Source organism: Streptococcus pseudopneumoniae, assembly GCF_038148955.1.
Lineage (GTDB): Bacteria > Bacillota > Bacilli > Lactobacillales > Streptococcaceae > Streptococcus > Streptococcus pseudopneumoniae_T.
In genome coordinates this window covers 19,305-33,260 of record NZ_JBBJZY010000009.1, presented here as the reverse complement: position 1 = coordinate 33,260, position 13,956 = coordinate 19,305, and the positions used below count along the sequence as shown (strand labels likewise).

9 protein-coding genes and 1 tRNA gene are annotated in these 13,956 nt (G+C 43.0%); 8 read left to right on the top strand and 2 right to left on the bottom strand.

Features of this window, described 5'->3' with window-relative positions:
- The first annotated feature begins 7 nt into the window (after window positions 1-7).
- From WKI23_RS04530 to WKI23_RS04510, 5 genes are all read left to right on the top strand, one after another.
- Window positions 8-238 carry a DUF1146 family protein gene (locus WKI23_RS04530; RefSeq protein WP_078136247.1) on the top strand — a complete coding sequence of 77 codons (231 nt, stop codon included), beginning with the start codon at window positions 8-10 and terminating at the stop codon, window positions 236-238.
- Between the two features lie 23 nt (window positions 239-261).
- Window positions 262-1,545, top strand: a complete 1,284-nt coding sequence (gene murA, locus WKI23_RS04525; RefSeq protein ID WP_050262001.1) for a UDP-N-acetylglucosamine 1-carboxyvinyltransferase — start codon at window positions 262-264, stop codon at window positions 1,543-1,545.
- On the top strand, window positions 1,538-1,726 hold the full coding sequence (locus WKI23_RS04520; protein ID WP_025169706.1) for a DNA-directed RNA polymerase subunit beta: 189 nt from the start codon (window positions 1,538-1,540) through the stop codon (window positions 1,724-1,726). Before murA ends, WKI23_RS04520 begins: the two co-directional genes overlap by 8 nt.
- Before the next feature lie 38 nt (window positions 1,727-1,764).
- On the top strand, window positions 1,765-2,589 hold the full coding sequence (locus WKI23_RS04515) for a DNA/RNA non-specific endonuclease (RefSeq protein WP_368079086.1): 825 nt from the start codon (window positions 1,765-1,767) through the stop codon (window positions 2,587-2,589).
- A gap of 153 nt (window positions 2,590-2,742) precedes the next feature.
- The gene (locus WKI23_RS04510; protein WP_368079085.1) at window positions 2,743-4,074 is read left to right on the top strand and encodes a hemolysin family protein; all 1,332 of its coding nucleotides are present in this window, start codon (window positions 2,743-2,745) and stop codon (window positions 4,072-4,074) included.
- 195 nt (window positions 4,075-4,269) lie between these two features.
- Here WKI23_RS04510 and WKI23_RS04505 read toward each other — a convergent pair.
- Window positions 4,270-4,340 (bottom strand) — tRNA-Cys (locus WKI23_RS04505).
- A gap of 412 nt (window positions 4,341-4,752) precedes the next feature.
- On the opposite strand from WKI23_RS04505, the gene rpoB reads away from it, so the two are divergent.
- The 3 genes from rpoB to ndk all read left to right on the top strand — a co-directional run bounded on the left by rpoB (window position 4,753) and on the right by ndk (window position 12,596).
- Window positions 4,753-8,364 carry a DNA-directed RNA polymerase subunit beta gene (rpoB, locus tag WKI23_RS04500; RefSeq protein WP_033678441.1) on the top strand — a complete coding sequence of 1,204 codons (3,612 nt, stop codon included), beginning with the start codon at window positions 4,753-4,755 and terminating at the stop codon, window positions 8,362-8,364.
- A gap of 32 nt (window positions 8,365-8,396) precedes the next feature.
- The gene (gene rpoC / locus WKI23_RS04495) at window positions 8,397-12,074 is read left to right on the top strand and encodes a DNA-directed RNA polymerase subunit beta' (protein ID WP_000228740.1); all 3,678 of its coding nucleotides are present in this window, start codon (window positions 8,397-8,399) and stop codon (window positions 12,072-12,074) included.
- 108 nt (window positions 12,075-12,182) lie between these two features.
- Entirely contained in the window at window positions 12,183-12,596 is a 414-nt protein-coding gene (gene ndk / locus WKI23_RS04490) for a nucleoside-diphosphate kinase (protein ID WP_368079084.1), read from the top strand.
- Window positions 12,597-13,323: 727 nt separating this feature from the next.
- Here the strand turns inward: ndk and WKI23_RS04485 are convergent.
- Window positions 13,324-13,956, bottom strand: coding sequence for an ABC transporter ATP-binding protein (locus tag WKI23_RS04485; protein WP_138700567.1), 633 nt, complete (start codon window positions 13,954-13,956; stop codon window positions 13,324-13,326).

Below are 13,956 nucleotides of genomic sequence, written 5' to 3'. Positions count from 1 at the left end.
TAGTCAAATGGTTCAATTATTATTCACTCTAAGCAGTCACATGCTCTTTATTTATGTGAGTTTTTACCTTTTAAAGGATCTTGTTAGATGGGAAAAGGTTTTAAAAGTGACAGATGAGAATACAAGAAAAGTTCGTTTATTGATAGCTCTTTTCAGCATTGTCATGGGCTACATCCTGAGTTCTTTCTTTATCAGCCTGTATCAGTTGTGGCAAGAAGCGCTTAGAGGATTATTATAAAATCAAGAGTAAAGGAAACGAGTATGGACAAAATTGTGGTTCAAGGTGGCGATAATCGTCTGGTAGGAAGTGTAACCATCGAAGGAGCAAAGAATGCAGTCTTGCCCTTGTTGGCAGCGACTATTCTAGCAAGTGAAGGAAAGACAGTCTTACAGAATGTACCGATCTTGTCGGATGTCTTTATTATGAATCAGGTGGTTGGTGGTTTGAATGCCAAGGTTGACTTTGATGAGGAAGCCCATCTTGTTGAGGTGGATGCTACTGGCGACATCACTGAGGAAGCCCCTTATAAGTATGTCAGCAAGATGCGCGCATCCATCGTTGTTTTGGGGCCAATCCTTGCCCGTGTAGGTCATGCTAAGGTATCCATGCCAGGTGGTTGTACGATTGGTAGCCGCCCTATTGATCTTCATTTAAAAGGCCTGGAAGCTATGGGGGCTAAGATTAGCCAGACAGCTGGTTATATCGAAGCTAAGGCTGACCGCCTACATGGTGCCCATATCTATATGGACTTTCCAAGTGTTGGTGCTACGCAGAACTTGATGATGGCAGCGACGCTGGCTGATGGGGTGACAGTGATTGAAAATGCTGCGCGTGAGCCTGAGATTGTTGACTTAGCCATTCTCCTTAATGAAATGGGAGCTAAGGTCAAAGGTGCTGGTACAGAGACTATTACCATTACTGGTGTTGAGAAACTTCATGGTACGACTCACAATGTAGTCCAAGACCGTATCGAAGCAGGAACCTTTATGGTGGCTGCTGCCATGACCGGTGGTGATGTCTTGATTAAAGACGCTGTTTGGGAGCATAACCGTCCCTTGATTGCCAAATTGCTTGAAATGGGAGTGGAAGTGACAGAGGAGACTGAAGGCATTCGCGTTCGCTCTCAACTAGAAAATCTAAAAGCTGTTCATGTGAAAACCTTGCCCCACCCAGGATTTCCAACAGATATGCAGGCTCAATTTACAGCCTTGATGACAGTTGCAAAAGGCGAATCAACTATGGTGGAGACAGTTTTCGAAAATCGTTTCCAACACCTAGAAGAGATGCGCCGCATGGGCTTGCACTCGGAGATTATCCGTGATACAGCTCGTATTGTTGGTGGTCAACCTTTGCAGGGAGCAGAAGTTCTTTCTACTGACCTTCGTGCCAGTGCAGCCTTGATTTTGACAGGTTTGGTAGCACAGGGAGAAACTGTAGTTGGTAAATTGGTTCACTTGGATAGAGGTTACTACCGCTTCCATGAGAAGTTGGCGCAGCTGGGTGCTAAGATTCAGCGGATTGAGGCAAGTGATGAAGATGAATAAAAAATCAAGCTACGTAGTCAAGCGTTTACTTTTAGTCATTATAGTACTGATTTTAGGCGTTCTAGCCCTAGGAATCGGTCTAATGGTCGGCTATGGAATCTTGGGCAAGGGTCAAGATCCATGGGCCATCCTGTCTCCAGCAAAATGGCAGGAATTGATTCATAAATTTACAGGAAATTAGGCTGGGAGACCAGTCTTTTTCTAAAGATAAGGAGAAATATGAACAAAAAAACAAGACAGACACTGATTGGCTTGCTAGTGTTATTGCTCTTATCTGCGGGGAGCTATTATATTAAGCAGACTGAACTAGGCAATCAGGATGCTAAGACAAAAATGAGTCAGAAAAGTCAATCATCAGACGCGCCTGGTCAAGAATTGGCAGAAAGTGTCTTAACAGATGCAGTCAAAAGCCAAATAAAAGGGAGTCTGGAGTGGAACGGATCAGGTGCTTTTATCGTCAATGGTAATAAAACAAACCTAAATGCCAAGGTTTCAAGTAAGCCCTACGCTGATAATAAAACAAAGACAGTGGGTAAGGAAACAGTGCCAACCGTAGCTAATGCGCTCTTGTCTAAGGCCACTCGCCAGTACAAGAATCGTGAAGAAACTGGGAATGGTTCAACTTCTTGGACTCCTCCAGGCTGGCATCAGGTCAAGAATCTAAAGGGCTCTTATACCCATGCAGTCGATAGAGGTCATTTGTTAGGCTATGCCTTAATCGGTGGTTTGGATGGTTTTGATGCCTCAACAAGCAATCCCAAAAATATTGCTGTTCAGACAGCATGGGCAAATCAGGCACAAGCCGAGGATTCGACTGGTCAAAACTACTATGAAAGTAAGGTGCGTAAAGCCTTGGACCAAAACAAGCGTGTCCGTTACCGTGTAACCCTTTACTACGCTTCAAACGAGGATTTAGTTCCCTCAGCTTCACAGATTGAAGCCAAGTCTTCAGATGGAGAATTGGAATTCAATGTCCTAGTTCCCAATGTTCAAAAGGGACTTCAACTGGATTACCGAACTGGAGAAGTCACTGTAACTCAGTAAAAGATAAGATAAACTCCTATATCACTTATGGATGTAGGAGTTCTTTTTTACTAGTTTAAGCAGGGCTAGAATAGACACTGAGAAAAAATAATATGTACTGAGCTAATTTTTGTGATATAATAAGTGACAAGATACTATTTTAGGAGAAGAACTATGGAAGACCCAAGTAGTCAGAATTTGTTGCTACAATTTGTTTTATTGTTTATCTTGACGGTATTAAATGCCTTTTTCTCAGCCACAGAAATGGCCATGGTTTCTCTTAATCGTGCCCGAGTTGAACAAAAGGCGGAAGAAGGAGACAGACGCTACATCCGCCTGCTGAAGGTACTAGAAAATCCTAACCACTTTTTATCAACCATTCAGGTAGGAATCACCCTGATTACAATCTTATCAGGGGCGAGTTTAGCTGATACTCTAGGACGTGTGATTGCCTCTTGGCTTGGGAATGGCGAAACAGCACAAGCCGTGGCAACTTTTCTATCCTTGGCATTTTTGACCTATATTTCCATCGTTTTTGGGGAATTATATCCTAAGAGAATCGCTCTTAATCTAAAGGATGCCTTGGCAATTCGTACAGCGCCGGTTATCATTGGGCTCGGAAAACTAGTCAGTCCTTTTGTTTGGCTTTTAGCTGCTTCGACCAATTTCTTGAGTCATTTGACTCCTATGTCATTCGATGATGCGGATGAAAAGATGACCCGTGATGAAATTGCCTATATGCTGACAAATAGTGAAGAAACGTTGGATGCTGATGAGATTGAGATGCTACAAGGTGTCTTTTCGCTCGATGAACTGATGGCACGAGAGGTTATGGTTCCTCGAACGGATGCCTTTATGGTGGATATTCAGGATGATAGTCAAAGCATTATCCAAAGTATTTTAAAACAAAATTATTCTCGTATCCCGGTTTATGATGGGGATAAGGACAATGTGATTGGAATCATTCACACCAAGAGTCTCCTTAAGGCTGGTTTTGTGGACGGTTTTGACAATATTGTTTGGAAGAAAATCTTACAAGATCCACTTTTTGTTCCTGAAACGATTTTTGTGGATGACTTGCTAAAAGAACTGCGAAATACCCAAAGGCAAATGGCAATCTTGCTGGATGAATACGGTGGGATGGCTGGTTTGGTGACCTTGGAAGACCTTTTAGAGGAAATTGTTGGTGAAATTGATGATGAAACGGACAAAGCAGCAATAGATGTTCATCAGATTGGCGAGGATACTTACATTGTTCAAGGAACTATGACCCTCAATGATTTCAATAATTACTTTGATGTTGAACTGGAAAGTGATGACGTTGATACTATCGCTGGTTATTATTTGACAGGAGTTGGGACCATTCCAACGACTGAGAAACTCAGCCATGAATTGGTCAGCCAAAACAAACAACTTATCTTAACTAATGATAAAGTGAAAAATGGACGTGTTACCAAGGTAAAAGTCCAAATTACAGAAGTCGAAATAGAAGAAGAAACAGAGTAAACTAGAGGCTTTTGTCACCAGGCGTGACGAAGCTTTTTTCAGTTGATTTCAAAAGGAAATTGTGTCCTCGAAAAACTCAGCCCCAACCTTGCCCCAAAAGTTTTTAAAGTTATCCGTATTTATTCGAGGAAAAATAAAAAAGCCCTTCAAATTGGGCTTTTTGTTCATTTGAAACCTAATAAATCAGGTTATAGAAGGCGGTAGACGGATTTGAACCGACGATCAAGCTTTTGCAGAGCCGTGCCTTACCACTTGGCTATACCGCCTTAACGTTTATTATTATACCTTGAAAATGATTTTCAGTCAATAGCTTTTTCAGTTTTTTGTACCATAGTGTGATTCGAATGTGATGCCAAGTTTTCTATGGAAAAAATTACCAAAAACCTACTGAATCCCCTTGAAAAATCTAGCTAAATAGGGTATAATATGAGTAATCATTTGTCGTAGGTTTTGTCTGAAATATTGTCCAGACAAGGCTCACAGCAGTTAAATCTTCTGAAAAAGTCAGATTTAGCTGCTCTTTTTGTGCTTTTTTTCAGGATTTTGAACGTTTGTAACAAAGACTTAAAGATTCTGAAAATTCATCAAAGGGACACGGTGATAGGGGTTTTACAACCATATGACGATTAGAAAGCCTGATTGACAAGGCTTGGAACTTATTTACAAAGGAGAATCATCTTGGCAGGACATGACGTTCAATACGGGAAACATCGTACCCGTCGTAGTTTTTCAAGAATCAAAGAAGTTCTTGACTTACCAAATTTGATTGAAATTCAAACTGACTCATTCAAAGATTTCCTAGACCACGGTCTTAAGGAAGTGTTTGAAGATGTATTGCCAATTTCAAACTTCACAGACACAATGGAGTTGGAATTTGTTGGATATGAAATCAAGGAACCAAAATATACGCTAGAAGAAGCTCGTATTCACGATGCTAGCTACTCAGCACCAATTTTTGTAACCTTCCGCTTGATCAATAAAGAAACAGGCGAAATCAAGACCCAAGAAGTTTTCTTTGGTGATTTCCCAATCATGACTGAAATGGGTACTTTCATCATCAATGGTGGTGAACGTATCATTGTATCTCAGTTGGTCCGCTCACCAGGTGTTTACTTTAACGATAAAGTTGATAAAAACGGTAAAGTGGGCTACGGTTCAACTGTTATCCCTAACCGTGGAGCTTGGTTGGAACTTGAAAGCGACTCAAAAGATATCGCCTACACTCGTATCGACCGTACTCGTAAGATTCCATTTACGACCTTGGTTCGTGCTCTTGGTTTTTCAGGAGATGATGAAATCTTTGATATCTTTGGTGACAGCGAATTGGTTCGCAACACTGTTGAAAAAGATATCCACAAGAATCCAATGGACTCTCGTACAGACGAAGCCTTGAAAGAAATCTACGAACGCCTTCGTCCAGGTGAGCCTAAGACAGCTGAAAGCTCACGTAGCTTGCTTGTGGCTCGTTTCTTTGACCCACGTCGTTACGACCTAGCAGCAGTTGGTCGTTACAAAATCAATAAAAAGCTCAATGTTAAAACACGCTTGCTTAACCAAACTATTGCTGAGCCATTGGTAGATCCTGAAACAGGAGAAATCTTGGTAGAAGCTGGTACAATCATGACTCGTAGCGTGATTGAAAGTATTGAAAGCCATTTGGATGGCGACTTGAACAAGATTGTCTACATTCCAAATGATGCAGCCGTTGTGACTGAGCCAGTTGTTCTTCAAAAATTCAAGGTTGTTGCTCCAACTGATCCAGATCGTGTCGTAACAATCATTGGTAATGCTAATCCAGATGACAAGGTTCGTATCGTTACTCCTGCAGATATCCTTGCTGAGATGAGCTACTTCCTCAACTTGGCTGAAGGACTTGGCCGTGTAGATGATATCGACCACCTTGGAAACCGTCGTATTCGTGCGGTTGGGGAATTGCTTGCCAACCAAGTACGCCTTGGACTTTCTCGTATGGAACGTAATGTCCGTGAACGTATGTCTGTTCAGGATAATGAAGTCTTGACACCACAACAAATTATCAATATCCGTCCTGTAACAGCTGCGGTGAAAGAATTCTTTGGTTCATCACAGTTGTCACAGTTCATGGACCAACACAATCCGCTTTCTGAGTTGTCTCACAAACGCCGCTTGTCAGCCTTAGGACCTGGTGGTTTGACACGTGACCGTGCTGGATATGAAGTGCGTGACGTGCACTACACTCACTACGGCCGTATGTGTCCAATCGAGACACCTGAAGGACCTAACATCGGTTTGATCAATAACTTGTCATCTTACGGACACTTGAATAAGTATGGCTTTGTTCAAACACCATACCGTAAAGTTGACCGTGAAACAGGTGTTGTTACGAATGAAATCGTTTGGTTGACAGCTGATGAAGAAGATGAATTTACTGTAGCACAGGCTAATTCTCGTCTGAATGAAGATGGAACATTTGCTGAGAAAGTTGTCATGGGACGTCACCAAGGGGTCAACCAAGAGTATCCAGCGAATGTTGTTGACTACATGGACGTATCACCAAAACAGGTAGTTGCCGTTGCGACAGCATGTATTCCTTTCTTGGAAAACGATGACTCCAACCGTGCCCTCATGGGAGCCAACATGCAACGTCAGGCTGTGCCATTGATCAATCCTCAAGCACCTTACGTTGGTACTGGTATGGAATACCAAGCAGCCCACGACTCTGGAGCGGCTGTGATTGCTCAGTATGATGGTAAAGTTACTTACGCAGATGCTGACAAGGTAGAAGTTCGTCGTGAAGATGGTTCATTGGATGTTTACCACATCCAAAAATTCCGTCGCTCAAACTCAGGTACTGCTTACAACCAACGCACTCTCGTAAAAGTTGGCGATGTCGTTGAAAAAGGCGATTTCATTGCTGATGGACCTTCTATGGAAAATGGAGAAATGGCGCTTGGACAAAACCCAATCGTTGCCTACATGACTTGGGAAGGTTACAACTTCGAGGATGCCGTTATCATGAGCGAACGCTTGGTGAAAGACGATGTCTACACATCTGTTCACCTTGAAGAATACGAATCAGAAACGCGCGATACAAAGCTTGGGCCTGAAGAAATTACTCGTGAAATTCCAAACGTTGGTGAAGATGCCCTTAAAGACCTTGACGAAATGGGGATTATCCGTATCGGTGCTGAGGTTAAAGAAGGCGATATTCTTGTAGGTAAAGTAACACCTAAGGGTGAGAAAGACCTTTCAGCTGAAGAACGCCTCTTGCACGCTATCTTCGGAGACAAATCTCGTGAAGTGCGTGATACTTCTCTTCGTGTACCACACGGTGCCGATGGTGTCGTTCGCGATGTTAAAATCTTTACCCGTGCAAATGGAGATGAGTTGCAATCAGGTGTGAACATGCTGGTTCGCGTCTACATTGCTCAAAAACGTAAGATCAAGGTCGGAGATAAGATGGCCGGACGTCACGGAAACAAAGGGGTTGTCTCTCGTATCGTTCCTGTAGAAGACATGCCTTACCTTCCAGATGGAACTCCAGTCGACATCATGTTGAACCCACTTGGGGTGCCATCACGTATGAATATCGGACAGGTTATGGAGCTCCACCTTGGTATGGCGGCTCGTACTCTTGGTATTCACATCGCAACACCAGTCTTTGACGGAGCAAGTTCTGAAGATCTTTGGTCAACCGTTAAAGAAGCAGGTATGGATAGCGATGCCAAGACAATCCTTTACGATGGACGTACTGGGGAACCATTTGATAACCGTGTTTCTGTCGGAGTCATGTACATGATCAAACTCCACCACATGGTTGATGATAAGTTGCACGCTCGTTCTGTCGGACCTTACTCAACCGTTACCCAACAACCACTCGGAGGTAAAGCTCAGTTTGGTGGACAACGTTTCGGTGAGATGGAGGTTTGGGCTCTTGAAGCCTATGGTGCGTCAAATGTTCTTCAAGAAATCTTGACTTACAAGTCTGACGATATCAACGGACGTTTGAAAGCTTATGAAGCTATTACAAAAGGAAAACCAATTCCAAAACCAGGTGTTCCAGAATCCTTCCGAGTTCTTGTCAAAGAATTGCAATCTCTTGGTCTTGACATGCGTGTCCTTGACGAAGATGACCAAGAAGTGGAACTTCGTGACTTGGATGAAGGAATGGACGAAGATGTCATCCACGTAGATGACCTTGAAAAAGCCCGCGAAAAAGCAGCCCAAGAGGCTAAAGCAGCCTTTGAAGCTGAAGAAGCTGAGAAAGCAACAAAAGCGGAAGCAACAGAAGAAGCTGCTGAAGAAGAATAAGCAGTTCACTTAGAATAGAAAGGGAAGAAATAGTGGTTGATGTAAATCGTTTTAAAAGTATGCAAATCACCCTAGCTTCTCCAAGTAAAGTCCGTTCATGGTCTTATGGAGAAGTCAAAAAACCTGAAACAATCAATTACCGTACCTTGAAACCAGAACGTGAAGGTCTCTTTGATGAAGTTATCTTTGGTCCTACAAAAGACTGGGAATGTGCTTGTGGTAAGTACAAACGCATTCGTTACAGAGGGATTGTTTGTGACCGCTGTGGGGTTGAAGTAACGCGTACGAAAGTTCGTCGTGAGCGTATGGGGCACATCGAGTTGAAAGCTCCTGTATCTCACATCTGGTACTTCAAGGGGATTCCAAGTCGTATGGGCTTGACCCTTGATATGAGCCCTCGTGCCCTCGAGGAAGTTATCTATTTTGCGGCTTATGTGGTGATTGATCCCAAGGATACACCACTTGAACACAAGTCTATCATGACAGAACGTGAATACCGTGAGCGTTTGCGTGAGTATGGTTATGGATCATTCGTTGCCAAGATGGGTGCCGAAGCTATCCAAGACCTTTTAAAACAAGTAGATCTTGAAAAAGAAATTGCTGAACTCAAAGAAGAGTTGAAAACAGCGACTGGACAAAAACGTGTCAAAGCCATCCGTCGTTTGGATGTTTTGGATGCCTTTTACAAGTCTGGAAACAAACCTGAATGGATGATTCTCAACATCCTTCCAGTTATTCCACCAGATCTTCGTCCAATGTTGCAGTTGGATGGTGGCCGTTTTGCCTCATCTGACTTGAATGACCTTTACCGCCGTGTTATCAACCGTAACAACCGTTTGGCTCGCTTGCTTGAGTTGAATGCACCAGGTATCATCGTTCAAAATGAGAAGCGTATGCTTCAAGAAGCGGTTGACGCTTTGATTGACAACGGTCGTCGTGGTCGTCCAATCACAGGACCAGGTAGCCGTCCACTGAAATCATTGAGCCACATGCTTAAAGGTAAACAAGGACGCTTCCGTCAAAACTTGCTCGGTAAACGTGTTGACTTCTCTGGACGTTCCGTTATCGCCGTTGGTCCAACGCTTAAGATGTACCAATGTGGTGTGCCACGTGAAATGGCAATCGAGCTCTTTAAACCATTTGTTATGCGTGAAATCGTTGCGCGCGATATCGTGCAAAACGTCAAAGCAGCTAAACGCTTGGTGGAACGTGGAGATGAACGCATCTGGGATATCCTTGAAGAAGTAATCAAAGAACACCCAGTACTTCTTAACCGCGCACCGACCCTTCACCGTTTGGGTATCCAAGCCTTCGAACCAGTCTTGATTGATGGTAAGGCTCTTCGCTTGCACCCACTTGTCTGTGAAGCCTACAATGCCGACTTTGACGGGGACCAAATGGCCATCCACGTACCGCTTTCAGAAGAAGCCCAAGCAGAAGCTCGTATCCTCATGCTCGCTGCTGAGCACATCTTGAATCCGAAAGATGGTAAACCAGTTGTTACTCCATCTCAGGATATGGTTTTGGGTAACTACTACTTGACCATGGAAGAAGCTGGTCGTGAAGGTGAAGGAATGGTCTTCAAAGACCGTGATGAAGCTGTCATGGCTTATCGCAATGGTTATGTTCACCTCCACTCACGTGTAGGTATTGCAACAGATAGCCTCAACAAACCATGGACAGAAGAGCAAAAACACAAGGTCTTGCTTACAACAGTTGGTAAAATTCTCTTCAACGACATCATGCCAGAGGGTCTACCATACTTGCAAGAACCAAACAATGCCAACTTGACAGAAGGTGTTCCTGCTAAATACTTCTTGCCACTTGGTGGAGATATCAAGGAAGCGATCAGCAAACTTGAACTCAACCCTCCATTCAAGAAGAAAAACCTTGGAAATATCATCGCTGAAATCTTCAAACGTTTCCGTACGACAGAAACTTCTGCCCTACTTGACCGTATGAAGAACCTCGGTTACCACCACTCAACTCTTGCAGGATTGACAGTGGGTATTGCCGATATCCCAGTCGTTGATGACAAGGCTGAAATCATTGAAGAATCACACAAACGTGTAGAACAAATCACAAAACAATTCCGTCGTGGTATGATCACAGACGACGAGCGTTACAATGCCGTTACAGCAGAATGGCGTGCAGCTCGTGAAAAATTGGAGAAACGCTTGATTGCCAACCAAGATCCTAAGAACCCAATCGTTATGATGATGGACTCTGGAGCCCGTGGTAACATCTCAAACTTCTCACAGCTTGCCGGTATGCGTGGTCTGATGGCTGCTCCGAACGGACGTATCATGGAATTGCCAATCCTTTCAAACTTCCGTGAAGGTTTGTCAGTACTCGAAATGTTCTTCTCAACTCACGGTGCGCGTAAAGGTATGACCGATACGGCCCTTAAGACAGCCGACTCAGGTTACTTGACTCGTCGTTTGGTTGACGTTGCCCAAGACGTTATCATCCGTGAGGACGACTGTGGAACAGACCGTGGTCTCTTGATTCGCTCTATCGCAGAAGGAAAAGAGATGATCGAGTCTCTCGAAGAGCGTCTCAATGGTCGTTACACTAAGAAAACTGTTAAACATCCAGAAACTGGTGCAGTTATCATTGGTCCAAATGAGTTGATTACAGAAGACAAGGCGCGTGAAATTGTCAATGCTGGTGTGGAAGAAGTAACTATCCGCTCTGTATTTACATGTAACACTCGTCATGGTGTCTGCCGTCACTGTTATGGTATCAACTTGGCGACTGGTGATGCGGTTGAAGTTGGTGAAGCAGTTGGTACAATCGCTGCCCAATCTATCGGGGAACCTGGTACACAGCTTACAATGCGTACCTTCCACACGGGTGGGGTTGCTTCAAATACCGATATTACTCAGGGTCTTCCTCGTGTCCAAGAAATCTTTGAAGCCCGCAATCCTAAAGGGGAAGCGGTTATCACAGAGGTTAAAGGACAAGTTACCGCTATCGAAGAAGATGCGTCAACTCGTACCAAGAAAGTCTTTGTTAAGGGTGAAACTGGCGAAGGTGAATATGTCGTTCCATTTACCGCTCGTATGCGTGTTGAAGTTGGTGACCAAGTAGCGCGTGGTGCTGCTCTTACAGAAGGTTCTATCCAACCAAAACGTCTCCTTGCAGTTCGTGATGTCTTGTCAGTTGAAACTTATCTTCTCGGTGAAGTACAAAAAGTTTACCGTAGCCAAGGGGTAGAAATCGGTGACAAACACATCGAGGTAATGGTGCGTCAAATGATCCGTAAAGTCCGTGTCATGGATCCAGGTGATACAGATCTTCTCATGGGTACCCTCATGGATATCAACGACTTTACAGACGCCAACAAAGATGTCCTTATTGCAGGTGGAGTTCCAGCGACTGGTCGTCCAGTCCTTATGGGAATTACCAAAGCCTCACTTGAAACCAACAGTTTCTTGTCAGCGGCTTCCTTCCAGGAAACAACTCGTGTCCTTACAGATGCGGCTATCCGTGGTAAGAAAGACCATCTCCTTGGACTTAAAGAAAATGTTATCATCGGTAAGATCATCCCAGCAGGTACTGGTATGGCCCGTTACCGCAACCTTGAACCACATGCTATCAACGAAGAAGAATACCTTAATCCTCCAGTAGAGGAAGAAGGAAATGAAGAAACAACAGAAGTAGTTGTGGATACTGCCGTTGAAACTGTGGAAGAAACAGTAGAATAAGAGAGAATGAGAGAGCCTTCGGGTTCTCTTTCTCTTTTCTGAAAACTTTCTCCATTTTTCCATGAAATGTGGTAAAATAAAAGAAAGAAGCTGACAAAGGAGACGGGTATGGAACAAACATTCTTTATCATTAAACCAGACGGTGTACAAAGAGGATTAGTGGGTGAGGTGTTGAAACGCATCGAACAACGTGGATTGACAATCGAAAAATTGGAGTTGCGTTCACAGGTTTCAGAAGAGTTAATTGACCAGCACTATCAGGACTTGGTTGGTCAGAGTTTTTACCCACCGATTCGTGAATTCATGACTTCAGGACCGGTTCTTGTGGGTGTTATTTCTGGCCCCAAAGTAATCGAAACTTGGCGTACCATGATGGGTGCAACTCGTCCAGAAGAAGCTTTACCAGGAACGATTCGAGGTGATCTTGCAAAAGCTGCTGGAGAAAATGAGGTTATCCAAAATGTTGTACATGGTTCAGATTCAGAAGAGTCAGCTAAGCGAGAAATTGCTCTTTGGTTTTAAGAGTGGATTGGCTCAATCAATTGGTTAAAAGCTCATTTGAATAGAAAGTATAGTCAATTAGTTTAAGACATGACGCATGATATCAAACTTTTTAGTTTTTGATATGGTGCGTTTTTTGATTAAGTGACTATTAGTTCGTCTCGCTCCGTTAGGTGCGAGACAAAAAAACACCCGCTATGCGGGTGCGCGTCGAAGGTTATACCAAAAAAACTCCAAACGCGATACAATAAAGGTGTTCAAGCCAATTGTAAAGCGAAAGGAGAAAAATATGGCACAAAAGGTTCTTTTGTCCTGTTCTTGTTTCAATTGACTATATTTCTATACTTTTTCTTCCTTTCTCTGTGAAAATCGCAAATTTTTCCCACTTTTTCTCAATGATTTCAATACTGAAACAACATCTTTCCAGAACTTCAATCATTTCTTTTTATGTTAATTCATTATTAAACTAAATCTTTGGAGGTAATACGTTTTCAAAGCTACTTTTTTACCATAGATTTTGAGCCTTCAACACATATTACTAAGCCAAAAATGCTCTAAATTTTTGAAATTCTAACAAATTACACTCAACTTTATCATCATCTTTGACTTTCACAATATCTTCCTCAAAATAACATGGAATAAAGATAGTTTTCTTTTGAAATGGTTGTAGGAGGAAAATCTCTCCTACACTATTATTGATTCATGATAATATTTCAGTAACTCATCGTGCAATTAAAAACAAGGATTTTTATTTCAGATGATCCATCGTGAACACTTCATCAGCCATCTCCCAAATTGCCGGATTATGTGTTGCGATAATGATTAGCCTATTATCATCTCGAAGAGATAGCAAAATCTCCATAATCAACTGAGAGGTTGCTGGGTCTATTGAAGCTGTTGGCTCATCTGCCAGAATAAGGGGTGGATTCTTTAAGATAACTTTTGCCAAGGCAACCCGTTGCGATTCTCCGCCCGATAACTCAAAGATGCGCTTATCTAGGTCAAGATAAGCCAGGCCGACCTGTTCTAAAGCTTGCTTCTGCCTCAACCGCTGTTCCGCCCGACTCAACTTTTGACCAATGAGACCTAGCTTAAGGTTTTCTTCAATACTTTGGTTTTCAATTAAGCCAAAGTTCTGGAAGAGGTAGCCCAATTCGTGACGGAAAAAATCACTCGATTTATAATTGGCCAAGTCTTTACCTCGGTAAAAAATCGTCCCATCATAAGATTCTAATTTCCCAATCATGTTCATCAAGGTTGTTTTTCCGCTACCACTTGAACCAATTAAGGCATAGACTTTTCCAGCCTCAAATGTCATTGAAAGATTCGAAAATAACTCTCGTTCTCCAAAAGATTTACTCACCTGTTTAAGTTCAATCAT

What these genes read in the sequence shown, in the direction of transcription:
- WKI23_RS04530 (WP_078136247.1), top strand. Translation starts at nt 8, where the DNA reads ATGGTTCAATTATTATTCACTCTAAGCAGTCACATGCTCTTTATTTAT.
- murA (WP_050262001.1), top strand. Translation starts at nt 262, where the DNA reads ATGGACAAAATTGTGGTTCAAGGTGGCGATAATCGTCTGGTAGGAAGT.
- WKI23_RS04520 (WP_025169706.1), top strand. Translation starts at nt 1,538, where the DNA reads ATGAATAAAAAATCAAGCTACGTAGTCAAGCGTTTACTTTTAGTCATT.
- WKI23_RS04515 (WP_368079086.1), top strand. Translation starts at nt 1,765, where the DNA reads ATGAACAAAAAAACAAGACAGACACTGATTGGCTTGCTAGTGTTATTG.
- WKI23_RS04510 (WP_368079085.1), top strand. Translation starts at nt 2,743, where the DNA reads ATGGAAGACCCAAGTAGTCAGAATTTGTTGCTACAATTTGTTTTATTG.
- ndk (WP_368079084.1), top strand. Translation starts at nt 12,183, where the DNA reads ATGGAACAAACATTCTTTATCATTAAACCAGACGGTGTACAAAGAGGA.
- WKI23_RS04485 (WP_138700567.1), bottom strand. Translation starts at nt 13,956, where the DNA reads ATGATTGAACTTAAACAGGTGAGTAAATCTTTTGGAGAACGAGAGTTA.